Below are 23,807 nucleotides of genomic sequence, written 5' to 3'. Positions count from 1 at the left end.
GACGGGCGGCGCGGTCCATACCGTCGGAGGTGCCCGGCGGAGGTGCCGCCGGGCCCGTTCTCCGGAGGTCATGATGAGGATTCTGCTGGTCGGCGCGGGCGGCACGCTGGGCACCGCGGTGCACAAGGCACTGGCGGCGCGCGGGCACGAGGTGGTCGGGGTGGGCCGCTCGGGCGGTGACCTGGTGGCCGACGTCACGGACCCGGAGCAGGTGGCCCGCCTGTACGCGCAGGCGGGTCCGCTGGACGCGGTGGCGGTCGCGGCGGGTGAGGCCGTGTTCCGGCCGCTGGGGCAGCTGACCGCGGACGACTTCGCGGCGACGCTGCGGGGCAAGGCGCTCAGCCAGATCGAGCTGGTCCGCCAGGGCGCCGCGCACCTGGCCCCGACCGGTTCGTTCACGCTGGTCAGCGGCATCCTCACGGAGCAGCCGATCGTGGCCGGCGCGGCCGCCTCGGCGGCGAACGGCGCGGTCGAGGCCTTCGTGCGGGCGGCGGCGATCGAGCTGCCGCCGCAGCGGATCAACGCGGTGAGCCCGACGGTGCTGGAGGAGTCCCTGCCCGCCTACGGCCCCTTCTTCGCCGGGATGGAGGCCGTGGCGGCGGCCCGCGCGGCGACGGCCTACGTGCGGTCGGTGGAGGGGGCGCGGACGGGCCAGGTCTACCGGGTCCACTGACCGGGCCCGTCCCGGCCCGTCCCTCAGGGCAGGTAGCCGACGTTGAGCTCGGCGACCGAGGTCCAGGGGTTGCCGTTCACCTCCCGCGTGGCCCTCAGCCTGACGTAGCGGGCGGCCCGGGGGGTGAAGGCGGCGTCCTGCCGCGCGGCCCCGTCCGCCCAGGTCCCGGTGGCGGCGGCCGGGCCCCAGCTGGTCCCGTCGGCGGAGGTGTAGACCTCGTAGTCGGCGATGCGTCCGTTGCTCTGCGACGGCCGGGGCAGCACGTGGAGGGCGGACACCCGGTAGGAGGCGCCGAGGTCGAGGGTGATCTCGTGCGGCATGGGCGCGGTCGCGGTGTACCACCGGGTGTGCCAGATGGTGGCGGCCTTGCCGTCGAGGACGTTGGCGGCCGCGCCGTTCTCGCCCTCCGTCTCCTCGCTGTCGACGGCGCTGACCCTCATCTTGTTCTGCGGGACGAGGAGTTCGCCGGATCCGGCCGGTCCGAGGTCGTCGACGGTGAGGTCGTCGAGGACGAGGTCGGCCTCGTCGTGGGAACCCTCCGCGCTGACCTTACGCACGCCGATCCAGGCGTCGGCCCCCGCCGTGAAGGTCTGGCTGAAGGCGGTGGCGGTCCGGGCCTGGCCGAGGGCGGTGGCGCTCTCGGTGGAGCCGGCTCCGGTGACGAACCGGTAGTCCCCGGCGAAGCCGTTCTCGTAGCGGAAGCCGACCCGGTAGGCGTGGCCCGGGGTGAACCGCAGGGTCTGCGGGAGGGTGCGGTAGACCAAGCCGGGGCGTTCCTCGTGCGATTTGAGGGAGTTCTGTCCGCCGATGACGTCGTCGACGAGTTTCCCGTTCCAGCCGGCCTGCGTGTAGGGGGCGTTGCGCTGGGCGATGTGGGTACGGGGGTCGGTGGCCGATCCGCCGGCGCCGCCGAAGGCGAAGGGGCCCCAGCCGGCGTCCACGTTCTCGAAGTCCTCCGCGTAGGTGTGCCCGCCCAGCGGGGTACGGGCGGAGCGCACCACGCGTACGTCGTCCAGCCGGACGGTGCCGGGTCCGGCGGCGGCGGACAGCGCGAGGAGGGCCGTGGACTGTCCGGCGGGTACGTCGAAGAGCACCTTCATCCGCTGCATGGTGGTGCCGTTCTTCTCGCTGCCGCCCAGGTCGTTCACCAGCGGGGAGGAGTCGGCGTACACGGACTCGGCGGTGGCCGCGCCCGCCGGGGTGACGGCGAGGGTGGCGGCCCGGCCGGCGGGGGTGGAGACCCAGACGGAGGCGGAGTAGGTGCCGGGGCTCAGGCCGGTGAGCCGCTGGGAGACGGCCGGGGCGGTCTGCGGGCCGAAGGTGAGCTCGTTCTGTCCCAGGGCGTTGCGGGTGACGGCGGCGCCGGTCCCGGCGGGGTTCCAGGCGCCGAGGTCGCCCGCGTTGAAGGAGGGGTCTTTCACGGGGGTGCCCTCGCCCCAGCGCGGGTCGGGCCGGTCGGGGGCGGAGCCGTCGGTGACCACGTACGCGGTGCGGGCGGCGGCGTCGATGGTGACCCGGCCGTCCGTGCCGGTGGTGAGGGGGCCTACGAGCCGGCGGCCGGTGTCGGTGAGCCGGTAGAGGGTGGGGGTCCGCCAGCCGGCGGGCAAGGTCCAGGTGGTGGGGCCGCCGGCCGCGTTCCAGTGGTAGAGCTTGCCGTCGCGCGGGAGCAGGTAGGCGGAGCCGTCGAGGACGGTACGGCCGGCGGTGGTGATGCGGCGGGTGCCCCCGGCCGTGGTGACCGTGGTGCCGTTCGCGAGGGTGACCGTGTCGGCGGTCCACTTCACGATCGGGGACTCCTGGAGGTACTTGGTGGGCAGGTCGGTTCCGAAGGTGGTGTTCAGGAAGGCCGGGTAGTCCTTCTTGCCCTGCCAGCCCTCGTAGGCGGCGAGTTCGGCGCCGCCGAGCAGCGGGTCGCGGGCGATCCAGTCGTCCTTGGCGTGGTTGGCGATGAACCGGGCGATGACGGAGTTGACGCCCTTGAGGTCGCTGCCGCCGTAGTCGACGTCGGCCGCCCAGTGGTGCCAGAGGGACTGCTCGGTGAGGGTGTGGGGGAACTCGGTGGCGAGCTGGAGGCCGAGGCCGGAGATCTCGCGCTGGAGCTTGCGGGAGACGTAGCCGTCGCCGTACCAGACGTCGACGTAGAGGAAGTCGAGCCCGGGCGCGGCGGCCTTGAGGTCCGCCAGGCGCCTCAGCCGCTCCCCCGACTGGCCGTCCTTGCGGGTGTCGACGTAGTACGACTGGTCGAGCCAGTCCCAGCCGGGGCCGCCGCTCTGGTGGGCGGGGTCGAAGGTGGCGGAGACGGGGTACTCCTCGGTGGCGTTGATGTGCACGCCGAAGTCGGCGTTGTAGGCGTGGCCGGCGGTCGTGAGGGCGTTCAGGCCCTCGGCGCCGCCGAGTTTGGCGCCGATGTTCTTGTAGTCCATGTGCGCCGAGTCGTGGCCCTCGGAGGCGTATCCCTTCAGCAGGACGAACTGGCCGAGGCCGTCGGTGGCGAGGCTGACGCGCTTGGTCTCGTCGAGGGTCTGCGCGAAGGGGTGGGTGGCCTGGGAGGCGAAGTTGAACGGGATGCGCTGGACCACCCGGCGGGCGGTGTCCTGCCAGCCGGTGGGCGGGGTCCAGACGTCCCGGTAGGCGACGGCGGCGTCCTGCCAGTCGACCACGGAGTCGGCGTTGCGGTCGGCGGTGACCGCGACCCGTACGTAGGGCAGCGGCTCGGTGTCGGTGTCGGCGGCGCCCCGGGCCCGGTACAGCCAGGCCCCGCTCCACAGGCCGGCCCGGCGGTAGGAGCCGTGGTCGGTCACCCTCTCCCCGATCCGGCCGTTCTCGCGGGCGGTGCCCCCGGAGGGGGTGTCGTAGAGGGAGTTGGAGTCGATGGCGGCGGCCAGCCGGCCGGTGCTCAGGAGGCCGTACATCACGGTCCTGGGGGCGGGGTCCACCGGCGTGGAGGCCGTGATGGGGGTGAAGGCGTCACCGGTGCCGCTGGTGGCGGTGTGCATGGTGGCGGTGGCCAGCGCGGCGCCGGGCTGGTCGCTGCGGACGCTGACGAGGGTGTGCTCCGGTATCTCGAAGCTGCGCACCCGCAGGGCGGGGGTGTCCTCGACGGCGGTGACCCGGAACTCGACGACCGAGCCGGCCACCGAGATCCGGGAGCGGACGGTCACCCCGGAGAAGGACAGCGCGTAGTCCACGCCGGAGGCGGAGGGGACGGAGGTGACGTCGGGGGTGTACGCGGTCCCGTTCACCAGGACGGTGCTCAGCGGGTCCTCGTTGCCGTGGAGCACGTCCCCGGTCGCGCGCCGGGTGTAGTCGACGACGCGGGGGAAGGCCGGGTCCACGCTGACGGACAGCTCGGACGAGGTGATCGTCACGGGAGCGGCGGCGGCCGGGGCCGCCACGACCGGCCCGGACGTGAAGAGGGTGGCGACGAGACCGGCGACCGCGGCTGCGGCCGGCCAGTGGGGGGTGCGCATCGGGCCTCCGGGAGTCGGCGCTTCCTTGCACGGACGGCAAGACCGCACGACTCCCTCCGGAGCCCGGCGGTCCGCTCACTGGCCTGCCAGCTTGCGGACCCCGGGCGCCCGGGCCCATGGACAAAGCGACGCCGCGTCCTGGACTTACCGGTCAGCCGCCGGCGGGCACCAGCACGACGGCCGTGCCGTACGCGCACACCTCCGTACCGACGTCGGCCGCCTCCGTGACGTCGAAGCGCATCATCAGCACCGCGTTGGCCCCGCGCGCCCTGGCCTGGTCGATGAGCCGGTCCATGGCCTGGTTGCGGGTCTCCACGAGCGTCTTGGTGAGCCCCTTCAGCTCGCCGCCGATCATGGACTTCAGGCCGGCGCCGATCTGGCTGCCCAGGTGCCGGGAGCGCACGGTCAGCCCGAACACCTCGCCGATCACCTGCTCCACCCGGTAGCCGGGCACGTCGTTGGTCGTGACGACCAGGACACCGGTCTCCCGGGCGCCGGGGCCGCCTCCGTAGTCTTCGATACCCATGCGCCCCACTGTGGGCGCGGGCGCGGCCGCCCGCATCCGCTGGACCGCCCACCCGTCGCGGACCGGACGCGGACCGCTGGACAGGTTGGGCATATCGGGCTAAACGGCGGTGTGTCGCCGGGAGCCCGCGAGGCCCGCCTCGTCATAGTCGTCCCTGGCGGCCGCCGGGCCGCCGCGCCCCGCCGCGCAGCGCGGCCGGGCGGGAGCCTTTCCAGAGGAGCCGCTCATGCTCAAGCCCACCAGGACCATCCTCGCCCTGGCCGCCGGAAGCCTGGCGCTCGGCCTGGTCGGCGGGGGCGCCGCCTTCGCGGACCAGGGCGCGGCGGCCCACGGCGGAGCCCGGTACCAGGCCCCCGGGGACGGGAGGGACGACGACGACCCCTCCTACGACGAGGACCACCACAAGCACCGGTACTCCCTGGGCAAGGTCGTCTCGCGCGGGCCGCTCAGCGTCCGCAGCAAGCCGACCACCCACTCGCACCTCCAGTACAAGGTGTACCCGGGCGAGACCCTCGCGCTGAAGTGCAAGACGCGCGGCGAGAACGTCGCCGGGAACGACATCTGGTACCTCATCGACCCGGGTGACGACGACCGCGACGACTGGGCGGACGGGGGCGACGGCGAGGGCCGCAAGAAGGCCCGCGGGAGCATGGCCCGCGACGGGTACGACCACGACTGGGTCTCGGCCCGCTACGTCAAGGACCTCGACCGCGTCCGCTGGTGCCGCGACTGACCGCGCCCGCCGCGACCGTCACCGCCGCCGCGACCGCCGCTCCCTCGGCGGCGGTCGCGGCGGCGGGCCGTGGCCTTGGCCTCGGCCTTGGCCTTGGCCTCGGGGTCAGAAGTCCCCGTAGTTGACCTGCCAGGTGGGCAGGCCCATCCGGCGCCAGACCGCGACCACCCGGTCCCGGTCGTCGAGCGAGACGCGGACCGCGTACCGTTCGCGCACGTGCGCGTCGAACAGCTCGGCCTTGACGACGTCGTCGCGGCGCGTGTCGCCCGCCGCGCGCATCCACAGCTCGTCGTACGGCACTTCGTGCGCCCGCAGCCAGGACTCGGTCTGCGTCCGGTGCTCCTCCCCGCGCCCCGACAGCAGCACGAGCCGGTCCCCCGCCCGCCGGAACGCCTCCAGGGCGTGCCGCACCGGCTCGTTCAGCAGGTCGATCTCGCAGCGCGAGAAGTCGTACGGGCCGCGGTCCCCGGTGAGGGCGAGCGTCCCGTCGATGTCGCACATCACGGCGGCCGGCAGGTCCGGGTCCGGGACGTACGGCCGGACCGGCGGCTGGTCGTTCAGCCATGCGGCGGTCAGCCGCCAGCCGCCCTTGCGGGCCTTGGCGTGCTTGTCGGCCAGGATCCGGATGATCTCCTCGCCGACCGGCCGCTCCCGCGCGGCGTCGCGGCGCAGGCACTCCTCCACGGGCACGTCGGTGAAGTCGTGCACGACGAAGGTGGCGCGGCCCGCCACCGCCGCCTTGAGCCGCTTGGGGATGTGCGAGGTCAGGTGGGTGTTGTCGACGACCACGTCGAAGCCGTCCGCGACGGCCGCGGCGACCGCCGCGTCCTGCACGGCGAGCACGGTCTGCTCGTGCTTGTACGAGCGGCCCCGCTCGGGGTCGGGCACGTCGAGCATGGCCCGCAGGTCGTCGAGGTTGACCCGGCGCATCCGGCCCGCGGCCTCGGCCTGGAGGGCGCGCGCCGCGGTGGTCTTGCCCGAGGCCGGCAACCCCGTCATGACGTGGACCACGGGGAGTTCGGGCTCTTCGGACACGGTTCAGTTCTCCTCGTCGGTGGTGAAGGGGTCGGCCGTCTCGGGCCGCAGGGCCCGCCAGGTGACGAGCTCGGTGGTCCGGCCGTCCAGCCGCATGAACATGGCGGCGCGGATCTCGCCGTCGGGGTGCTCCCGCACGGCGCGGGCGAAGGCGCCCCGGTCGTCCGCCAGGTGCTCGAACTGCTTGTAGGCCTCGTCGATGGCCCGCTCCCGGCGCGCGAACTCCTCCTCCAGGCCCGCGATCACCTCGCGCACCCAGTGGTCGAACTCGTCGGGGACCTGCTCCAGCAGCGCGTCCAGCGGACGGCCGCCCCGGGAGCGGATGCCGCCGAGCTCGGCGACCGAGAGGCCGAGGCCCTGGGCCAGGCGCTTGGCGGAGGTCCCGGCGAAGCGCTGGATGCCGTGGCTGCGCCAGACGTCCCGCTCGGTGACCCCGGTGAGCAGCTTGTGCAGGCGCACGTACTCGGAGAGCTTGGCCTTGGCCCGCACGCCGGAGGCGAACCGCAGGACGAAGCCCTCGGCGTCCATGCCGGTGGCGGAGTCCCCGCCGGGCAGGGTGTTGGACTCGGCGAGCGCGAGGAGTTCGGGCAGCGGCATGGCGGGCCACACCTTCACGACGGAGCCGATGCCCTCCCAGTGCGCGGCGGCCTCGGCGAGCGGGACCTCGGTGCCGGCCCGGTCGAACGCGGCGAGCAGGACGAGGTCCCGGCGGTCGCCGTAGTCGACGACGATCCGGTTCTGCGGGTAGAGGATCTCCGCGAGGTAGGTGGTGCCGGGCACCAGGGCCGCGGTGTCGCTCGCGTCGAGGCGGCGCTGCGCCCAGGTGGCCTGGTTGCTGATGAAGGAGCCCTTGGAGGCGACCTGCCAGCGGTCCGCGTAGTGGAAGACGACGGCGAGGCTGCCGTCGACCTTGTCGTACACCTCGAACGGTTCGTCGGGCAGGGCGGGGGCGTAGGGCTGCCCGGACTCGTGTTCGCCGACGTTGAAGAACTTCGGCAGCGGCAGCGCGACGACGGCTCCCGTGACGTCGTCGGCGACGAGGCCGCGGCAGCGCGTGGTGACCTGGTTCCAGACCCGCTCGTACTGCGCGGTGCGCGTGTACGTGTAGATGGACAGCGGCAGTTCGGGGTGGCGCTTGCGGGTCACGTATCCGGCGTCGACGGCCTCCGCCAGTGCCTGGGCGGGCAGCAGGTCATGGAGAGTCAGGCGGTCCTGGCTCATGGGTTCCTCCCGGTTCGAGTGGGCTCATTCTCACCGGCGGGCGGGGCGGCCCGGTACTTAATTACGACTGGTCACCGGCCTGTAGCGGGGCTGTGACACGGGCGGCGCCCTCAGCGCGGGCGGCGGCGGACGGGGCGGCGCGAACGCAGGAAGGCCACGCAGGTGAGGGCCCAGGCGGCGGCCGCGATCCACAGCAGCACCTCGCCCAGCGGGCGCAGGGGGGCCACACCCGTCACGGGGGCGGCGGTGAGGCAGGCGGTGGCGGTCATGCCGAGGGGGAAGACGGTGGACCAGCGGCGGATGTCGTAGCGCGGACGGGGGCTGCGGACCTCGGCGGCGAGCAGGACGGCGTACCAGACGAGGGAGAGCGCGAGGGCGGTCAGGGTGGCGGTGCGCAGGGCCGCGTGCGCCGGACCGCCGGCCCCCGCGGGCGAGGCGGTGAGCCGGGCCCCGGCGAGGGCGGTGATGGCGAGAGAGCCGCCCGCCACCCAGTGGTCGCCCGCCCCGCCGAGCACCTCGCGGAAGTCGAAGCGCCGCAGGGCGAGCACGTAGAGCAGGACGCCCAGGCAGAAGCAGGCCAGTGCGGCGCGGGCGAGCCAGTCGAGGCGGTGGACGGTGGCCAGGGCGGCCGCGAGGACGGCGAGGCCCTGGGTGGCGACGCAGCCGAGGAAGACCACCCCGGGCATGCGCCGGCGCCAGTGCCGGACGACGGCCAGCAGCAGTCCGGGCCAGATCAGGGCGGCCAGGACCAGCAGGGCGGCGGCCGCGTCCTGGCGGCCGAGCTGGGAGAGACGGGCGCCGAGCACGGTGGTGGCGGCGACGGCGGTGAGGGCGGCGGGGGTGTAGGCGTCGGCCCTGAACCGGCCGCGGTCGACGGCGAGCCGGAGGGTGAAGTCGGCGGCCAGCAGCAGCCAGAGCAGGGCGGAGAGGGCCAGCGCGGCCAGCGAGAGCAGGTGGTGGCCGGTCAGTTCGAGGCCGACGGAGAGGATTCCGGCGGCCATGACGGCTCCGCCCGCGGCGGGCGGGAGTGCGGCCCACCAGTCCCGCAGGTGGCTCCGGCTGAGCATGGCCTCACATTACGCCGCGGGTACGGAACTGGACGCTGATGCGGGGGCCGACGGCGCGCGCCGTCTTGGGGACGGCGTGCTCCATGGTGCGCTGGCAGGAGCCGCCCATCACCACGAGGTCGCCGTGGCCGAGCGGGAGGCGCAGCAGGGTGGGGCCGCCGTCGCGGGGGCGCAGCACGAGGTCGCGGGGGTCGCCGACGGACAGGATCGCGACGAGGGTGTCCTCGGTGGCGGAGCGGCCGGTGCGGTCGCCGTGCCAGGCGACGCTGTCGCGGCCGTCGCGGTAGAGGCAGAGCCCGGCGGTGACGAAGGGTTCGCCGAGTTCGGGGGCGTAGTGCCGGCTCAGGGCCTCGCGGGCCTCGGTGAGGACGGGGTGCGGGAGGGGGTCGCCGGCCCCGTAGAAGGCCAGCAGGCGGGGCACGTCCACCTCGCGCTCGTACATCTGCCGCCGCTCGGCGCGCCAGGGCACCTCGGCGGCGAGGTGTTCGAACAGGGCGTCCGCGCCGGTCAGCCAGCCGGGCAGCCGGTCGGTCCAGGCCCCGGCCCCGAGCTCGGTGCGCTCCAGGGGCGAGAGGGGGCCGAGCCGGATCTCGTCCGTCTGGTCGAAGAGGGAGCCCTGGAGTGCGTGCATGGTTTCCAGCCTACTCCCCGATGCGAACAGATGCTCGATTAAATGCACGCGAAACCCTCCTCGGGGGCTCTGGCGGGACGGGCCCGGGGAGGCGATCATGAGCGGGCGCCGGGCCGCGGGCCGGGCGCGCCCGCCGCCGCCCCGGCTCCCCGTCCAGGAGGTACGTGTGTCCGTCGCGTCGAGTTGTGCGTCCGGGAGCGTGGAGGTCCCGCTCCTGGAGGAGACCATCGGGGCCAACCTCGACCGCACGGTGCGGGACTTCCCCGACCGCGATGCCCTCGTCGACGTGGCCGCCGGCCGCCGGTGGACCTACCGCGAGCTCGCCGCCGACGTGGACGCCCTCGCCCTCGGCCTGCTGGACCTGGGCATCGAGCAGGGGGACCGGGTGGGCATCTGGGCGCCCAACCGCGCCGAGTGGACGCTCGTGCAGTACGCCACGGCGAAGATCGGGGCCATCCTCGTCACGGTCAACCCGGCCTACCGCTCGCACGAGCTGGAGTACGTGCTGAACCGGTCCGGGATCCGGCTGCTGGTCTCGGCCGGGCGCTTCAGGAACTCCGACTACGCCGGGATGGTCGAGGAGGTCCGGCCGCGCTGCCCCGACCTGGAGTTCACGGTCCTGTTCGACGGGCCGCGGTGGGACGCCCTGCTGGAACGCGGCCGGCTGGCCGATCCGGCGGTCCTGGCGCGGGCGGCCGCCGCCCTGCACCCGGACGACCCGATCAACATCCAGTACACCTCGGGGACCACAGGGTTCCCCAAGGGCGCCACCCTCTCCCACCGCAACATCCTCAACAACGGTTTCTTCGTCGGGGAGCTGTGCGGCTACACCGAGGCGGACCGGGTGTGCGTGCCGGTGCCCTTCTACCACTGCTTCGGCATGGTCATGGGGGCCCTGGCCTGCACGAGCCACGGCGCGGCCATGGTGATCCCGGCCCCGGCCTTCGACCCGGCGGCCACCCTGGCGGCGGTCGAGGCGGAGGCGTGCACCTCCCTGTACGGGGTGCCGACGATGTTCATCGCCGAGCTGGCCGCGCCCGGGTTCGACAGGTACGACCTGTCGAGCCTGCGGACGGGGATCATGGCGGGCTCGCCGTGCCCGGTGGAGGTGATGAACGAGGTCATCGAGCGGATGGGGATGACCGAGGTGTCCATCTGCTACGGCATGACGGAGACCTCCCCGGTGTCCACGCAGACCCGCGCGGACGACTCCGTGGAGCGCCGGGTCTCCACCGTCGGCCGGGTGGGCCCCCACCTGGAGGTCAAGGTGGCCGACCCGAGATCCGGCCGGACCGTCCCGCGCGGCACGCCGGGCGAGCTGTGCACCCGGGGCTACTCGGTGATGATCGGCTACTGGGGCGAACCGGACAAGACCGCCGAGGTGGTGGACCGGGAGGGTTGGATGCACACCGGCGACCTGGCGGTCATGGACGCGGACGGCTACCTGAGCATCACCGGCCGGATCAAGGACATGGTGATCCGGGGCGGCGAGAACCTCTACCCGCGCGAGATCGAGGAGTTCCTCCACACCCACCCGGACGTCCTGGACGTCCAGGTCATCGGGGTGCCCGACGCCAAGTACGGGGAGGAGCTGATGGCCTGGGTGCGGATGCGCGAGGGCGCCGAGCCGCTCACCGCCGACGCGGTGCGGGCGTACTGCGAGGGGCGGCTCGCCCACTTCAAGATCCCGCGCTACGTCCACGTGGTGGACGAGTTCCCCATGACGGTCACCGGAAAGATCCGCAAGGTCGAGATGCGGGCGATGGCCGCCCGCCTGCTGGAAGGGGCTCCGGAAGGGGTCTGAGGCCGCCTAGGCGCGGTACTCCTCCCAGGTCCACAGGAGCTGGCGGCGGGCCATGACGCCGACCGCGTGGCGGCGGTAGCGCGCGGTGCCGCGGACGTCGTCGATGGGGTTGCAGGACGCGGCGGCGAGGTCGCCGAACCGCTGGACGACGGAGGGGGCGAGGGCCTTGCGGGAGTCCCAGAGGCCCTCCTCCTCCAGGGCCGCCTCCAGGAACTCCTCGGCGGCCCGGGCCCGTACGGGGGTGGGGGCGGCCGAGCCGATGCCGGTGCGGACCGAGCGCGTGCGCGGGTGCAGGGCGAGAGCGAAGGCGCACACGGCGATGACCATCGCGTTGCGGGTGCCGACCTTGGAGAACTGCTGGGGGCCGTCGGCGACGGGGACGCGGATGGTCTTGATCAGCTCGTCGGGGGCGAGCGCGTTGCGTTTGACGCCGGTGTAGAAGGAGTCGACCGGGATCAGCCGGGCGCCGCGCACGGACTCCGCCTCCACCTCGGCCCCGGCGGCGAGCAGCGCGGGGTGGGAGTCCCCGGCGGGCGAGGCGCAGCCCAGGTTGCCGCCGACGCTGCCGCGGTTGCGGATCTGCGGGGAGGCGACGGTGTGCGAGGCGAGCGCGAGCCCGGGCAGGGGCGCGCGCAGCTGCTCCATGATCCGGGTGTAGGGGACGGAGGCCCCCAGGCGGACCACGTCCCCGTCGGTCTGCCATTCCTGGAGGAGCGCGATCCGGTTGAGGTCCAGGAGGTACTCGGGCCTGCGGTGGTCGAAGTTGATCTCGACCATCACGTCGGTGCCTCCGGCGATGGGCAGGGCCGACGGGTGCTCCGCCTTGGCGGCGAGGGCCTCCTCCCAGCTCGCGGGGCGAAGGAATTCCATGAGCGGCTCTCAATCCTCGTGCGGGTGCGGGTCCTGGTCCTGGTGCGGGTGCGGGTCGTCGGGTGCCTGCCGGCCGCCGCCCGGCGCGCGGTGGATCCGGGCGAGGAGCAGGACGGTGTCGTCGGTCGCCCCGTCGGGCAGCAGGGCCTCCAGGATGCGGTCGGCCTCCCGCTCCAGCGGCCCGGCGGCGCGGGCCAGTTCGGCGCGCAGGGCGTCGAGGCCCGCGTCGATGTCCTGGCCGCGCGCCTCGACGAGGCCGTCGGTGTACAGGGCCAGGACGGCCCCGTCGGGGAGTTCGGCCGGGGCGGAGCGAAAGGGGACCCCGCCGACCCCCAGCGGGACGCCGAGGGCCTGGCCGAGGGTCTCGACGGTGCCGTCGGGGTGGCGCACCAGGAGCGGGAGGTGGCCGGCGCTGGCGATGCGGGCGAGCCCGGTGCGGGGGTCGTAGAGCACGTAGAGGCAGGTGGCCAGTTCGGTCCCGGAGTCCTGGACGGCGGCGTCCAGCTCGGCGAGCAGGCCCTCGGGGCCGGGGCTGTGGCGGGCCAGCGCGCGGGCGGTGATCCGCAGCCTGCCCATGGAGGCGGCGGCGGGGACCCCGTGTCCCATGACGTCGCCGACGACGAGGGCGACCCGGCCGTCGGGCAGGGCGATCACGTCGTACCAGTCGCCGCCGACCTCGGTGGCGCGGCTGGCCGGCAGGTAGCGGTGGGCGGCGCTCACGTACGCGGGCGCGTCCGGGGCGGTGGGCAGCAGGGCGCGCTGGAGGGTGAGGGAGATGTCCTGGACCCGGCTGTAGAGGCGGGCGTTGTCCAGGCACAGGGCGGCGCGGGAGGCGAGTTCGCGGGCGAGGCCGAGGTCCGGTCCGGTGAAGGCGGGGCGCGCGGCGGAGCGGCCGAAGACGGTGATGCCCTGGACGTGGCCGCGGGCGATGAGCGGGGCGATCAGGACGGAGCCGACGCCGCTGTCGAGGAGCTGGCGCGCGAGGTCCCGGTTGCCGACGGTCCGGGCCGCGAACTCCTCGTCGACGCGGACGCACAGCGGGCGGCCGGTGCTCAGCATCCGGTGGATGCTGGAGCCCGGCGGGTAGGTCACCCGGTCGAGGGCGGCGAGCAGTTCGGCGGCGGGCGGCGGCAGGACGGTGCCGGAGGCGATCCGGCGGGTGATCAGGGGCAGGGCCGGGTCGAAGGCCTCGGAGGGGTACGTCCACTCGACCATCTCGACGACGGAGCCGTCGCAGAACTCCGGCATGACGACGTCGACCAGCTCGCGGGCGGTGGTGTCCACGTCCAGGGTGGTGCCGATGCGGGCACCGGCCCGGTCCAGCAGGGCGAGGCGGCGGCGGGCCGCGGTGGCCTCCAGCAGGGCCCGCTCCCGGTCCGTGACGTCGACCAGCAGGCCGCCCACCCCGGGCCGGGTCCCGGCCGCCCCGCTGAGCGGGAAGAGGCTGACGGAGCGCACCTGGTCCACGTCGGGGCGGCCGGGCGTGCGCATCCCGACCAGGACGCCGACCAGGGGGCGCCCCTCGTCGGCGACGGCGCGCAGCATCCGCCGGAACTCCCCGCCGTCGGCGGTGATCATGATCTCGGAGGTGTCGCGGCCGAGGTGCCCGGCGACCGGGACCCCGTCCATGTCGGCGAGCGCCTGGTTGAGGTGGACGTAGCGGAGGTCCTCGTCGAGCATGACCAGGCCGATGGGGCAGGTCTCGAAGAGGGCGTCGAGGAAGGCGAGGTTGGTCTTGACCCGGTCGAGCTCCTCGCCCCGGCTGGCCAGCGCGATGACCACGGTGCCCTCGGCGGCGTCGGCGGCGCCGGTCACGGGGAAGACGCGGAACCCGCAGTCGAAGACGGTGCCGTCGCGGTGCCGGACCGGCACCCGGCCCCGCCAGTAGCCCAGGGCCAGGGCCCGCTCCACGAGCCGCTCGGCCGGGCCCGGGCCGTCGGGCGGCTCGGGGAAGAGGGCGGCGGCGGGCCGGGCCAGCGCGGTGGCGGCCGGGTACCCGAAGAGGTCCTGTGCGCCCGGGCCCCAGTACCGGACCCGTCCGGCCGCGTCGAGGCCGAGGACGGCGACGGGCACGTGCTCCAGCAGGGACCCCGGCTCGGACCGGATCGGCCCGGGAGCCCGCTCACCCCCCGGCTGGTCCGACGGCACGAGTGGCCTCCTCTGCCCGGAGCACGCCGCGTGGCCGTCCGCCCGCGTGGAGGGGGAGGGCCCCCTTCATTCTGCGCGCCCGCGCCGGCGGCGGCCCCCGGGACGCGCGGAACGCCCCGGCGCCCCGCCCCCGGACCGGCCCGGGGGTCAGCCCTTCGTCAGCGGGGTGTTCGCGGTGGCGGTGCCGTCCGTGCCGGAGACGGTCACCGCGTGGCGGACGCCGTCCGGGCCGAGGACCACGGCCCGCCAGGAGCTGCCGCCGCCCTGCTGGGGGACGGCGCGCAGCGCCTCCACCTTGCCGCCGGGGACGGCCGCGGCCGCCTTCTGCGCGGCCTGGTCGATCGGCAGCGCGGGCAGCGGGGCGGGGGCCGCCGCGCCCTTCCTGCCGGCCTCCCCGTCCAGGCCCGCGGCGCCGTCGCGCACGCCCGGGTGCTTCGGGTGGGGGCGCTCGCCCTGCGGGCCGTGGCCGCCGTGTCCGCCGGGACCGCCGCCGTGGCCGCCGTGGCCGCCGTGGCCGTCCTCGTGGTCGGGCGCGGACCAGGCCCCGCGGCCGTCCTTCCCCATCGGCTCGGGGTGGCCGTGGTGGTGGCCGGCGACCGCCACCGCCACGGCCCCGCCGCCCACGATCACCGCGGCGGCCGCCCCGGCCACCGCCCAGCGCGCGCCGGCGCCCCGGGGCACGACGCGGCCCACGCGGGCCAGCCGGCCCTTGCGCTCGGCCGGGCCCTCACCGGCCACGGCCTCGGGCTGCGGCTCGGGGGTGTGCTCGGGCTGCGGGAAAGACTCAGACATGGCGGGACTCCTCGGAAACCACCGGGCACCGCGCCCGGCTCGTCGCAGAGCCTGCCCAGGCGATGCTGAAGCCCACCTGAAGCCCGCTGAAGACCTCTTCAGCAAAGCGGCGGCCGGGCCTGAGACCCTGGTCGGCATGCGCGTACTGGTGGTGGAGGACGAACGGCGGCTGGCCGCCGCCCTGCAGCGGGGCCTGCGGTCCGAGGGGTTCACGGTGGACGTGGCCCACGACGGCCCGCAGGGGCTGTGGATGGCCTGCGAGCACGCGTACGACCTGATCGTGCTCGACATCATGCTGCCCGGCCTCAACGGATACCGGGTCTGCGCCCGGCTGCGCGCGGCCGGCAACGAGTCCGGGATCCTGATGCTGACCGCGAAGGACGGCGAGTACGACGAGGCGGAGGCGCTGGACACCGGCGCCGACGACTTCCTCTCCAAGCCCTTCTCCTACCTCGTCCTGGTCGCCCGGCTGCGCGCGCTGGCCCGGCGTACGGGCCGGCGCGGCCCCCAGGCGCTGCGGCTGGGCGACCTCGTCGTGGACCCGGCCCGCCACCTGTGCTCGCGCGGGGAGACGGAGATACGGCTGACCGCCCGGGAGTTCGCGGTGCTGGAGTACCTGGCGCGGCGGCCCGGCGAGGTGGTGCCCAAGCGGGAGATCCTGGAGCAGGTCTGGGACAGCGCCTTCGACGGCGATCCGAACGTGGTCGAGGTGCACGTCAGCGCGGTGCGCCGGAAGATCGACGCCCCGTTCGGCCGGTCCGCCCTGGAGACGGTGCGCGGCGTCGGCTACCGGCTGGCGGCCGACGGTGGCTGAGAACCCGGCGGCGCGCGCGGCCGCGAGCGCGGCGGCGCGCGTCCGGCGCGCCCTGACCCCGCCGCTGCGCCGCTGCCGGTCGCTGGCGGGCCGGCTGTGGCCGACCACGGTCCGGGCGCGGGCCACGGCGGGCGCCGTCGTCGTGGTGGCCGCCGCCCTGGCCCTGGCCTCGGTGGCACTGCTCGGGCTGCTCAGGGCCGGGATGCTGCGCAACGCCGAGCGCGACGCGGAGGAGCAGGCGGCGGCCGTCGCCCAGCTCGCCTCGGGCGGCCGTCTCGACCGGATGCGGGCGCCCTTGCGCGGCGTCGACTTCGTACAGGTGGTCAACGCCCGCGGCCGGGTGCTGCGCGCGACCCCGAACCTGGCCGGGCTCCCCGCGCTCGGGCCCGCCGGGCCGCTGCGTCCGGGCACGGTCTTCCACACCTGGCGGATCCGCCCGCTCGGCGGCGAGCACCGCCAGCGGGTCGTGCAGGTCACCACGCAGACCCCGGACGGGCTGGTCGCCGTCTACGTCGGGACCTCGCTGCGGGACGTGGACGCGGCGGACGACACCACCACCGCGGCCCTCGTGGTCGGCGGCCCGCTGCTCCTGGCGCTGGTGGCGCTGGTGACCTGGCGGGTCACCGGCCGCGCCCTGCGGCCCGTCGAGGCGATCCGCGCGGAGGTAGCCGAGATCACCGACCGCGACCTGCACCGCCGGGTGCCGGTGCCGCCCACCGGCGACGAGGTGGCCCGGCTGGCCCGGACGATGAACGGCACGCTGGACCGCCTGGAGTCCTCCGGGATCCGCCAGCGCCAGTTCATCGCGGACGCCTCGCACGAGCTGCGCAGCCCGCTCACCGTGCTGCGCACCCAGCTGGAGGTGGCCCTCGCGGTACGGGACCCCGAGCTGTGGCCGGAGCTGATCAGCGGGGCGCTGGAGGACACCGACCGGCTGGAGCGGCTCTGCTCCGACCTGCTCCTGCTGGCCCGGATCGACGCGGCCCGGCCGGCCGCCTCGGCCAGGCTGGACCTGGGCGGCCTGGTGCGGGACGCGGTGGACTCGCGGCTGGGCGACCGGGTCCCGGTCGGCGTCCGCGCCGAGGCCGGGGTCGAGGTGGAGGGCAGCGAGCTGTGGCTGACCCGGGTGGTGACCAACCTGCTGGACAACGCCCAGCGGTTCGCCGCCGGGCGGGTGGAGGTCACGCTGCGCACCTCGGGCCCGCCGCAGGCGCGCACGGCCGTCCTGGAGGTCCGCGACGACGGCCCCGGCATCCCGCCCGCCGACCGGGAGCGGGTCTTCGAGCGGTTCACCCGCCTCGACGACGCCCGCAGCCGCGACCACGGCGGCGCCGGCCTCGGACTGGCCATCGCCCGAGACCTGGCCGCCCACCACGGCGGCACGCTCACGGCCGAGCGCTCCCGCGAGGGTGCCCGCCTGGTACTGCGGCTGCCCGTCCTCCCGCCAGCGTAGGACCGGACCATCCTCCATTCCACACCTGCCGCCCATATGGCTGTTTCCACAAGCATCTGCGAGGCGGTATACGAAACCACCCTCGTGGATGCAGGATGCAACCATGAATGTACGCACTCAGGACGGCAGCGCCGGGGACGTGGATTACGGAACCATCACTTCCGGCCATTCCCCGTTCAGGCGGCCCGACACCCGTATCGCGCGCTTCATCGCCGAAGCCCTGGGTGAGGCCCGCACGGTCCTCAACGTCGGAGCCGGCGCCGGCTCGTACGAGAACGCGGCCCGCGAGGTGACCGCAGTCGAGCCCTCCCGGTCGATGCGCGCCCGGCGCCCGGCCCGCCTGACGCGCGCCGTCGACGCCGTCGCCGAGGAACTGCCCTTCGCGGACGGTGAGTTCGACGGGGCGATGACCCTGTTCAGCGTGCACCAGTGGAGCGACGTCACCCGGGGCCTGCGCGAGATGCGGCGGGTCACCCGGGGCCCGGTGGTCGTGCTCACCTGCGCCCCCGAACTGGTCCGCGACTTCTGGCTGTACGAGTACGCCCCCGAGGTCCTGGACACCGAGGCCCTGCGCCACCCGCGCGTGGAGGACATCGCGGCGGCCCTCGGCGGCACGGGGGCGGTCCACACCGTGCCGATCCCGCTGGACTGCACCGACGGCTTCAACGAGGCCTACTACGGGCGCCCCGAGATGCTCCTCGACCCGGCCGCCCGCCAGGCCTGCTCGGCGTGGAGCTTCGTCGACGACGGGGTGCGCCAGCGCTTCGACGAGAACCTGCGCCGCGACCTGGCGTCCGGTGCCTGGGACGACCGCCACGGGCACCTGCGCACGCAGAGCACCTACGAGGGCTCGCTGGTCCTCGTCCGCGCGACCCCGGATCCCGCCTGACGCCCGCCCGCGGCCTGACGCGCGCTCGCCGCCGGGCGCCCGCTGCGGCCGTCCTGACGGGACCCTGACGCCCCCGGCCCGGGTCCATACGGATCGCTGACGGCCCGCGCACCCGGACCTGCCGTTGAATGGAGCCCGGACACGGCCCGCCGGATCCCGGCGGGCGGGCGGCTGGGGAGGAGCGGCGGTGCGACGACGCGTGGTGGCGGGTGTGAGCGGGAGTCCCGGGAGCCTGACGGCCCTGCACCGGGCCGCCGCCGAGGCCCGGTCGCGGGGCGCGGAGCTGTGGGCGGTGCTGGCCTGGCAGGCCCCGGGCGGGGGCCTGGCCGGCCGCACCTCGTGCGTGTGCTCCCCCTATCCCGAGTGCCGTGCCGCCGCGGTCGAGCGGCTGCGCGAGGCCCTGGACGCGGCCTTCGGGCCCGGCGGGCCGGGCGTCACTCTGGCCGGGCAGGCGGTCCGGGGCCTGCCCGGGGCCGCGCTGGTCGACGCCGTCCGGGGCGACGAGGACCTGCTGGTGGTCGGCGCGGGGCGGCACGGGCGGCTGCTGGGCGCGCTGCGGCCGTCGGTGGCCCGGTACTGCGTGGCGCACGCGCCGTGCCCCGTCCTCACGGTGCCGCCGAGCCCGCTGGAGGCCGAACTGCGCGCCGCGCGGAGGCGGGTACCGCTGGACGCGCGGGAACTGGCGCCCTGACCCCTCCGGGCGACGGCCGTCCGGAACCCGGCCGTCTCTTGTCCGATTCGCGGCCCCTCGTCACGCGGGGGGCACGCTAAGATCACGGCGTGGTCACAGCCCGGTCGTCCCGCATGCCGCGGGCCCGCTCCCGCGCGGGTCTGCCGCACCTGCTCGGGCTGACCCTGCTGCTCCTGGTGCTGGCCTGCGCACACGGCGCCGACGGCGCCCACGCCGCGACCGACCACGCCACCGCCCAGCACGCCGCGGCACCCGCCACCACCCCCGAACCCCAGCCGGCCCGGACCACCACGGTCGCGGCCACCCCTCATACCGCCACCATGGGTCCCGACGTCCTCCGCCCCACCACCACCCAGGCCGACACCGCCGGGGGCACCGCGCTCCAGGTCGGCGCCGTCTGGGGCGACGCGCCCCTGAGCGGTGACGGCCGGGCCCGTGCCGATCGGGCCGGTGTGGCCGCGGCGGGGGACGCCGTCGGGCGTCACGACCCCGGGCACCCCGTCCACGAGTGCGTGCCCGCGCCGCCCCGGGCGGCCTCCGGCAGCGACTCCCCCGCCGCCCCCGCCACCCCCGTCGAGGGCTGCGCCCCGGCCGGTGGCCCCTCCCGTACGGGCACGGCCCGCGCGGCCGCGCCGTCGGGCGCCGCCGCACCGGCCCCTCCCGGAAGCCCGGCCGTCCTGCGGGTGTAGGCAGCGGGGTCCACGCCGCCGGCGACCCCGCACGCACCGCCGTGCCCGGGAGCCTCCCCCGCGATCCCCCGCCGCCCCGCCCCTGACCCGGGCCGGGGGGCGCCCGCCGCACGGAGGAAGAGTGCCCGCCCATCCCCGCGTACGCCCGTTCCACCCGCTCAAGGCCCACCGCTCCGCGCTGCTCGTCGCCCTGCTCGCGGCGCTGCTGTTCACGGCCCCCTCCTGCTCCTCCCCCACGCACGCGCACGTCGCGGACGGCTCGCCGGTCGCCGGAGCCGCGCTCCAGCCCGGACCCACCGGGGCTGAAGGGCACCCGCACCCCGGCCACGGCCACGGCTTCGCCTGCTCCGCCTCCGACCCGGCCCCCGCCGCCCGGCCCGGCACCCCCCAGCCCGCCGGAGCCGCCCGGCCCCAGGCCGTACCGGGGCCCGTCACCGCCTCCGGCCAGGCCCGAGCGCCCGGCACCGCCGGGCCCGCCCGCGCCCGTTCCGCACGTTCCACTCTGGCCGTCGTCTGCCGGTGGCGGCTCTAGGCCACCCCGTGAGCCCGCGCGCGGCGGCTGAGGCGGACCCCACGGGGAACTCGGCCCCGCCACGGCACGACTCCTCCCGAGAGCGACCACCCGACGCACCACCAAACGAGAGCGGAACCATGCATCCTTCGGCCACCGACGTCACCCCGCCCGCCCGCACCACCCTCTCCGGACTGGTCGGCAACACCCCCCTGCTGCGCGTCAGCGAGCCCCTGTCCCCGGCGGGCCGCGGCTTCTGGGCGAAGCTGGAGGGCTTCAACCCCGGCGGCATCAAGGACCGCCCCGGCCTGCACATGGTCGAGCGGGCCCGCGCCCGGGGGGACCTGGCACCCGGCGCCCGGATCATCGAGTCCACCAGCGGCACCCTGGGCCTGGGCCTGGCCCTGGCCGGGATGGTCCACGGACACCCCGTCACCCTGGTCACCGACCCCGGCCTGGAACCCTCGATGACCCGGCTGCTGACCGCCTACGGGGCCCGGGTCGACGTCGTCTCCGAACCCCATCCCGCCGGCGGCTGGCAGCAGGCGCGCCGGGACCGGGTCACCGAACTGCTGGCCAGGCACCCCGGCTCCTGGTGCCCGGACCAGTACAACAACCCGGACAACACCACCGCCTACACCCCGCTCGCCCTCGAACTGGCCACCGAGCTGGGCCACGTCGACGTCCTGGTGTGCAGCGTCGGCACCGGGGGCCACTCGGCGGGCGTCTCGCGCGTCCTGCGCCAGCTCTACCCCGAGCTGAAGGTGGTCGGCGTGGACACCATCGGCTCCACCATCTTCGGCCAGCCCGCCCGCACCCGGCTGATGCGCGGACTCGGCTCCAGCATCTACCCCCGCAACGTCGCCTACGAGCAGTTCTCCGAGGTGCACTGGGTCGCTCCGGGCGAGGCCGTGTGGACCTGCCGCCAGCTGGCCTCCTCGCACTACGCCACCGGCGGCTGGAGCGTCGGCGCGGTCGCCCTGGTCGCCGGATGGCTGGCCCGCACCATGCCCCGGGAGACCCGGATCGCGGCGGTCTTCCCCGACGGCCCGCAGCGCTATCTCGGCACCGTGTACGACGACGACTACTGCGCCGCGCACGGCCTGCTCGACTCCCCTCCCGCACCGGAGCCCGACACGATCGGGCGGCTGGACGAGAAGGAGGTCACCCGCTGGACCCGCTGCGCCACCGTGGTCGACCCGCTCACCCTGACCCGGGCGGAGGTGCCCGCCTGATGAAGGGCACCCTCGCACAGGTCCGTACGTACGAGCGCAGCGTCCAGCTGCTGATGGTGAACCAGTTCACCATCAACCTCGGCTTCTACATGCTCATGCCCTACCTGGCCGCCCACCTGGCCGGACCGCTCGGGCTGGCGGGCTGGACGGTCGGGCTGATCCTCGGCGTCCGCAACTTCAGCCAGCAGGGCATGTTCCTCATCGGCGGCACCCTCGCCGACCGGCTCGGCTACAAGCCGATGATCGTCGCCGGGCTGGCGCTGCGCATCGCCGGTTTCGCCACGCTCGGCCTGGTGGACTCCGTCCCCGCGCTCATCGCCGCCTCCGCCGCGACGGGCCTGGCCGGGGCCCTGTTCAACCCGGCCAGCCGGGCCTATCTGGCGGCCGACGCGGGCGAGCGCCGTGTCGAGGCCTTCGCCCTGTTCAACGTCTTCTACCAGGCCGGGATCCTGCTGGGCCCGCTGGTGGGCATGGTGCTGACGGGCGTCGACTTCCGGATCACCTGCCTGACGGCGGCCGGGATCTTCGCGGTGCTGAGCCTCGTGCAGATCCGGGCCCTGCCGCAGCGGCGCGGCGGGGACTCCCCGGCGGAGCGGGCCCACGGGCCCCGGGAGGGGGTGCTGACGCAGTGGCGCGGCATCCTGCGCAACCGCCCGTTCCTGCTGTTCTCGGTCGCCATGATCGGCTCGTACGTGATGACCTTCCAGGTGTACATGGCCCTTCCGCTGGAGGTCCGCCGCATCGGCGGCGAGGGCCGCTTCGGCACGGCGGCGGTGGCGGTGCTGTTCGCCGTCTCGGGGCTGAGCACGATCCTCTTCCAGACCCGGGTCACCGCCTGGTGCAAGGCCAGGATGGAGCCGGGACGGGCCCTGGCCTGGGGGCTGTTCGCGATGGGCGCCGCCTTCCTGCCGCTGCTGGCCGCCACGGCGCTGCCGGTTCCGGACTCGGTGACGGGGACGCGGCTGCTGGCGGCGGTACCGCCGGTGCTGTCGGCGCTGCTGCTGGCGGTGGGCACGATGATCGCCTACCCCTTCGAGATGGACACCATCGTCCGCCTCTGCGGGGACCGCCTGGTGGCGACGCACTACGGGCTGTACAACACCGTCTGCGGGGTGGGCATCGCGCTCGGCAACCTGCTCACGGGCGCCGCGCTGGACGCGGCCCGCGCGGCGGGGATGTCCGCCCTGCCCTGGCTGGCGCTGTTCGCCCTCGGGCTCGGCTGCACGGCCGCGCTGTACGGGCTCCACCGCACCGGCCGCCTGGCACCGCCCCCGCGCGAGGCCGCGGCGCGGGAGGCCGTGACCGCCTGAGGCGGGCCCGTTCCCCGGTGCTCCCGGCGCCGGGGAACGGGCAACACAGCCGCCAAACTCCTGTAACACCACGGTCGTTGTACGGTACACACCGCCCGCGTAGCGTCATCGGCATGTCCGAACTCCACCTCGCCGTCGCCCTCGACGGCGCCGGCTGGCACCCGGCGGCCTGGCGCGAGCCGGGTGCCCGGCCGGCGGAACTGTTCACGGCCCGCTACTGGGCCGACGTGGTCGCCGAGGCCGAGGCGGGGCTCCTCGACTTCGTCACCTTCGAGGACGCCCTGGCCCTCCAGTCGTCCTCGGCGACCGCCCCCGACGAACGCACCGACCAGGTGCGCGGGCGGCTGGACGCGGTCCTCACCGCCGCCCGGGTCGCCCCGCTCACCCGGCACATCGGGCTGGTCCCCAGCGTGACGGCCACCCACACCGAGCCCTTCCACGTCTCCAAGGCGATCGCCACCCTCGACTACGTCAGCCGGGGCCGGGCGGGCCTGCGCGTCCAGACCTCCTCACTGCCGTACGAGGCCGCGCACTTCGGGCGCCGGACCTTCCCGGCGCCGGTGGGCGAGCCGGCCGGGGAGGCGGCCGACCACGTGGAGGTGGTCCGCAGGCTGTGGGACAGCTGGGAGGACGACGCCGAGATACGCGACGTGGCCACCGGCCGCTTCCTCGACCGGGCCAAGCTCCACCCCATCGACTTCACCGGGCCGCACTTCAGCGTGCGGGGCCCGTCGATCACCCCGCGCCCGCCGCAGGGACAGCCCCTCGTGACGGCCTCGGCGGGCGCGGTGGCCCCCCGGCCCGGCTCCGTCGACCTCGTGTACGTCACCCCGCGCGACGGGGACGAGGCGCTCGCGGCGGCGGCCGCCCACACCGGGACCGCGCACGTCTTCGCCGACCTCACGGTCTTCCTGGACCTGGACGGTCCGGCGGCGGCCGCCCGCCGCGAGCGCCTCGACGCCACGGCGGGGCAGCCGGCCCCCACGGACGCGGCCGTGTTCACGGGGACCCCGGCCGCCCTCGCCGGGCTGCTCCTCGACCGGCGGGACGCGGGCCTGACCGGCTTCCGGCTGCGCCCGGCCGTGATCGCCCACGACCTCCCGCTGATCACCCGCCACCTGGTCCCCGAACTCCAGCGGCGGGGCGCCTTCAGGACGGCGTACGGGGCCCCGACGCTGCGCGGGCTGCTGGGCCTGGAACGCCCCGCCAACCGGTACGCCGCCGCCCCCACGGCCTGACCCCGCC

At 75.3% G+C, this 23,807-nt stretch carries 21 protein-coding genes; 12 read left to right on the top strand and 9 right to left on the bottom strand.

The window, feature by feature from the left end; genetic code table 11:
* Positions 1–73: 73 nt before the first annotated feature.
* Complete coding sequence (locus tag ABT403_RS03200; RefSeq protein WP_344157544.1) at positions 74–673, top strand: short chain dehydrogenase; 600 nt, start codon at positions 74–76, stop codon at positions 671–673.
* Positions 674–696: 23 nt separating this feature from the next.
* Here ABT403_RS03200 and ABT403_RS03195 read toward each other — a convergent pair whose 3' ends face one another.
* Both ABT403_RS03195 and ABT403_RS03190 read right to left on the bottom strand, forming a co-directional pair.
* Positions 697–4,143, bottom strand: a complete 3,447-nt coding sequence (locus ABT403_RS03195; RefSeq protein WP_344157541.1) for an endo-alpha-N-acetylgalactosaminidase family protein — start codon at positions 4,141–4,143, stop codon at positions 697–699.
* Positions 4,144–4,294: 151 nt separating this feature from the next.
* Positions 4,295–4,669 (bottom strand): YbjQ family protein, encoded by a 375-nt coding sequence (locus ABT403_RS03190; RefSeq protein ID WP_344157538.1) that lies wholly within the window; start codon positions 4,667–4,669, stop codon positions 4,295–4,297.
* A gap of 226 nt (positions 4,670–4,895) precedes the next feature.
* Between ABT403_RS03190 and ABT403_RS03185 the strand changes: the two genes are divergently transcribed.
* Positions 4,896–5,402, top strand: a complete 507-nt coding sequence (locus ABT403_RS03185; RefSeq protein WP_344157535.1) for a hypothetical protein — start codon at positions 4,896–4,898, stop codon at positions 5,400–5,402.
* 105 nt (positions 5,403–5,507) lie between these two features.
* Here ABT403_RS03185 and ABT403_RS03180 read toward each other — a convergent pair whose 3' ends face one another.
* The 4 genes from ABT403_RS03180 to ABT403_RS03165 form a co-directional block, all read right to left on the bottom strand.
* Entirely contained in the window at positions 5,508–6,437 is a 930-nt protein-coding gene (locus ABT403_RS03180; protein WP_344157532.1) for a phosphatase domain-containing protein, read from the bottom strand.
* A gap of 3 nt (positions 6,438–6,440) precedes the next feature.
* Complete coding sequence (locus tag ABT403_RS03175) at positions 6,441–7,658, bottom strand: RNA ligase (protein WP_344157529.1); 1,218 nt, start codon at positions 7,656–7,658, stop codon at positions 6,441–6,443.
* A 110-nt stretch (positions 7,659–7,768) separates the two neighbouring features.
* A complete protein-coding gene (locus ABT403_RS03170; RefSeq protein WP_344157526.1) occupies positions 7,769–8,725 on the bottom strand; it encodes an SLAC1 family transporter in 957 nt (318 codons plus the stop codon).
* A gap of 4 nt (positions 8,726–8,729) precedes the next feature.
* Positions 8,730–9,356: an alpha-ketoglutarate-dependent dioxygenase AlkB gene (locus ABT403_RS03165; protein ID WP_344157523.1), complete on the bottom strand. Its 627-nt coding sequence runs from the start codon at positions 9,354–9,356 to the stop codon at positions 8,730–8,732.
* 97 nt (positions 9,357–9,453) lie between these two features.
* Between ABT403_RS03165 and ABT403_RS03160 the strand changes: the two genes are divergently transcribed.
* Positions 9,454–11,160 (top strand): AMP-binding protein, encoded by a 1,707-nt coding sequence (locus ABT403_RS03160; RefSeq protein WP_344157520.1) that lies wholly within the window; start codon positions 9,454–9,456, stop codon positions 11,158–11,160.
* Between the two features lie 6 nt (positions 11,161–11,166).
* On the opposite strand, the gene ABT403_RS03155 is transcribed toward ABT403_RS03160, so the two are convergent.
* The 3 genes from ABT403_RS03155 to ABT403_RS03145 form a co-directional block, all read right to left on the bottom strand.
* Entirely contained in the window at positions 11,167–12,030 is an 864-nt protein-coding gene (locus tag ABT403_RS03155) for an FAD binding domain-containing protein (RefSeq protein ID WP_344157517.1), read from the bottom strand.
* A 9-nt stretch (positions 12,031–12,039) separates the two neighbouring features.
* Complete coding sequence (locus ABT403_RS03150) at positions 12,040–14,178, bottom strand: SpoIIE family protein phosphatase (protein ID WP_344157514.1); 2,139 nt, start codon at positions 14,176–14,178, stop codon at positions 12,040–12,042.
* A 147-nt stretch (positions 14,179–14,325) separates the two neighbouring features.
* Positions 14,326–14,970 carry a hypothetical protein gene (locus ABT403_RS03145; protein ID WP_344157511.1) on the bottom strand — a complete coding sequence of 215 codons (645 nt, stop codon included), beginning with the start codon at positions 14,968–14,970 and terminating at the stop codon, positions 14,326–14,328.
* Positions 14,971–15,106: 136 nt separating this feature from the next.
* Here ABT403_RS03145 and ABT403_RS03140 point away from each other — a divergent pair, with 136 nt between their 5' ends.
* The 9 genes from ABT403_RS03140 to ABT403_RS03100 all read left to right on the top strand — a co-directional run bounded on the left by ABT403_RS03140 (position 15,107) and on the right by ABT403_RS03100 (position 23,800).
* Positions 15,107–15,784 carry a response regulator transcription factor gene (locus ABT403_RS03140; protein ID WP_344157508.1) on the top strand — a complete coding sequence of 226 codons (678 nt, stop codon included), beginning with the start codon at positions 15,107–15,109 and terminating at the stop codon, positions 15,782–15,784.
* Between the two features lie 94 nt (positions 15,785–15,878).
* Positions 15,879–17,237 carry an ATP-binding protein gene (locus ABT403_RS03135; RefSeq protein ID WP_425580189.1) on the top strand — a complete coding sequence of 453 codons (1,359 nt, stop codon included), beginning with the start codon at positions 15,879–15,881 and terminating at the stop codon, positions 17,235–17,237.
* A gap of 103 nt (positions 17,238–17,340) precedes the next feature.
* Entirely contained in the window at positions 17,341–18,126 is a 786-nt protein-coding gene (locus ABT403_RS03130) for a class I SAM-dependent methyltransferase (protein WP_344157503.1), read from the top strand.
* 187 nt (positions 18,127–18,313) lie between these two features.
* Complete coding sequence (locus tag ABT403_RS03125; RefSeq protein ID WP_344157500.1) at positions 18,314–18,817, top strand: universal stress protein; 504 nt, start codon at positions 18,314–18,316, stop codon at positions 18,815–18,817.
* A gap of 89 nt (positions 18,818–18,906) precedes the next feature.
* Positions 18,907–19,506 carry a hypothetical protein gene (locus tag ABT403_RS03120; protein ID WP_344157497.1) on the top strand — a complete coding sequence of 200 codons (600 nt, stop codon included), beginning with the start codon at positions 18,907–18,909 and terminating at the stop codon, positions 19,504–19,506.
* 121 nt (positions 19,507–19,627) lie between these two features.
* On the top strand, positions 19,628–20,038 hold the full coding sequence (locus ABT403_RS03115; RefSeq protein WP_344157494.1) for a hypothetical protein: 411 nt from the start codon (positions 19,628–19,630) through the stop codon (positions 20,036–20,038).
* A gap of 119 nt (positions 20,039–20,157) precedes the next feature.
* A complete protein-coding gene (locus ABT403_RS03110; protein ID WP_344157491.1) occupies positions 20,158–21,252 on the top strand; it encodes a PLP-dependent cysteine synthase family protein in 1,095 nt (364 codons plus the stop codon).
* Complete coding sequence (locus ABT403_RS03105; RefSeq protein WP_344157488.1) at positions 21,252–22,562, top strand: MDR family MFS transporter; 1,311 nt, start codon at positions 21,252–21,254, stop codon at positions 22,560–22,562. The genes ABT403_RS03110 and ABT403_RS03105 overlap by 1 nt, the downstream gene beginning before the upstream one ends.
* A 113-nt stretch (positions 22,563–22,675) precedes the next feature.
* Positions 22,676–23,800 (top strand): LLM class flavin-dependent oxidoreductase, encoded by a 1,125-nt coding sequence (locus tag ABT403_RS03100; RefSeq protein WP_344157484.1) that lies wholly within the window; start codon positions 22,676–22,678, stop codon positions 23,798–23,800.
* Positions 23,801–23,807 lie beyond the last annotated feature (7 nt).

This window comes from Streptomyces sp. NPDC000075 (assembly GCF_040301925.1).
GTDB classification, from domain to species: domain Bacteria; phylum Actinomycetota; class Actinomycetes; order Streptomycetales; family Streptomycetaceae; genus Streptomyces; species Streptomyces polychromogenes.
This window is presented reverse-complemented; position numbering and strand designations above follow the sequence as displayed.

Excerpts from the sequence above, each read along its gene's own strand:
- ABT403_RS03200 (WP_344157544.1), top strand. The coding sequence starts at position 74 with ATGAGGATTCTGCTGGTCGGCGCGGGCGGCACGCTGGGCACCGCGGTG.
- ABT403_RS03195 (WP_344157541.1), bottom strand. The coding sequence starts at position 4,143 with ATGCGCACCCCCCACTGGCCGGCCGCAGCCGCGGTCGCCGGTCTCGTC.
- ABT403_RS03190 (WP_344157538.1), bottom strand. The coding sequence starts at position 4,669 with ATGGGTATCGAAGACTACGGAGGCGGCCCCGGCGCCCGGGAGACCGGT.
- ABT403_RS03185 (WP_344157535.1), top strand. The coding sequence starts at position 4,896 with ATGCTCAAGCCCACCAGGACCATCCTCGCCCTGGCCGCCGGAAGCCTG.
- ABT403_RS03175 (WP_344157529.1), bottom strand. The coding sequence starts at position 7,658 with ATGAGCCAGGACCGCCTGACTCTCCATGACCTGCTGCCCGCCCAGGCA.
- ABT403_RS03170 (WP_344157526.1), bottom strand. The coding sequence starts at position 8,725 with ATGCTCAGCCGGAGCCACCTGCGGGACTGGTGGGCCGCACTCCCGCCC.
- ABT403_RS03165 (WP_344157523.1), bottom strand. The coding sequence starts at position 9,356 with ATGCACGCACTCCAGGGCTCCCTCTTCGACCAGACGGACGAGATCCGG.
- ABT403_RS03160 (WP_344157520.1), top strand. The coding sequence starts at position 9,454 with ATGAGCGGGCGCCGGGCCGCGGGCCGGGCGCGCCCGCCGCCGCCCCGG.
- ABT403_RS03155 (WP_344157517.1), bottom strand. The coding sequence starts at position 12,030 with ATGGAATTCCTTCGCCCCGCGAGCTGGGAGGAGGCCCTCGCCGCCAAG.
- ABT403_RS03145 (WP_344157511.1), bottom strand. The coding sequence starts at position 14,970 with ATGTCTGAGTCTTTCCCGCAGCCCGAGCACACCCCCGAGCCGCAGCCC.
- ABT403_RS03140 (WP_344157508.1), top strand. The coding sequence starts at position 15,107 with ATGCGCGTACTGGTGGTGGAGGACGAACGGCGGCTGGCCGCCGCCCTG.
- ABT403_RS03130 (WP_344157503.1), top strand. The coding sequence starts at position 17,341 with ATGAATGTACGCACTCAGGACGGCAGCGCCGGGGACGTGGATTACGGA.
- ABT403_RS03110 (WP_344157491.1), top strand. The coding sequence starts at position 20,158 with ATGCATCCTTCGGCCACCGACGTCACCCCGCCCGCCCGCACCACCCTC.
- ABT403_RS03105 (WP_344157488.1), top strand. The coding sequence starts at position 21,252 with ATGAAGGGCACCCTCGCACAGGTCCGTACGTACGAGCGCAGCGTCCAG.
- ABT403_RS03100 (WP_344157484.1), top strand. The coding sequence starts at position 22,676 with ATGTCCGAACTCCACCTCGCCGTCGCCCTCGACGGCGCCGGCTGGCAC.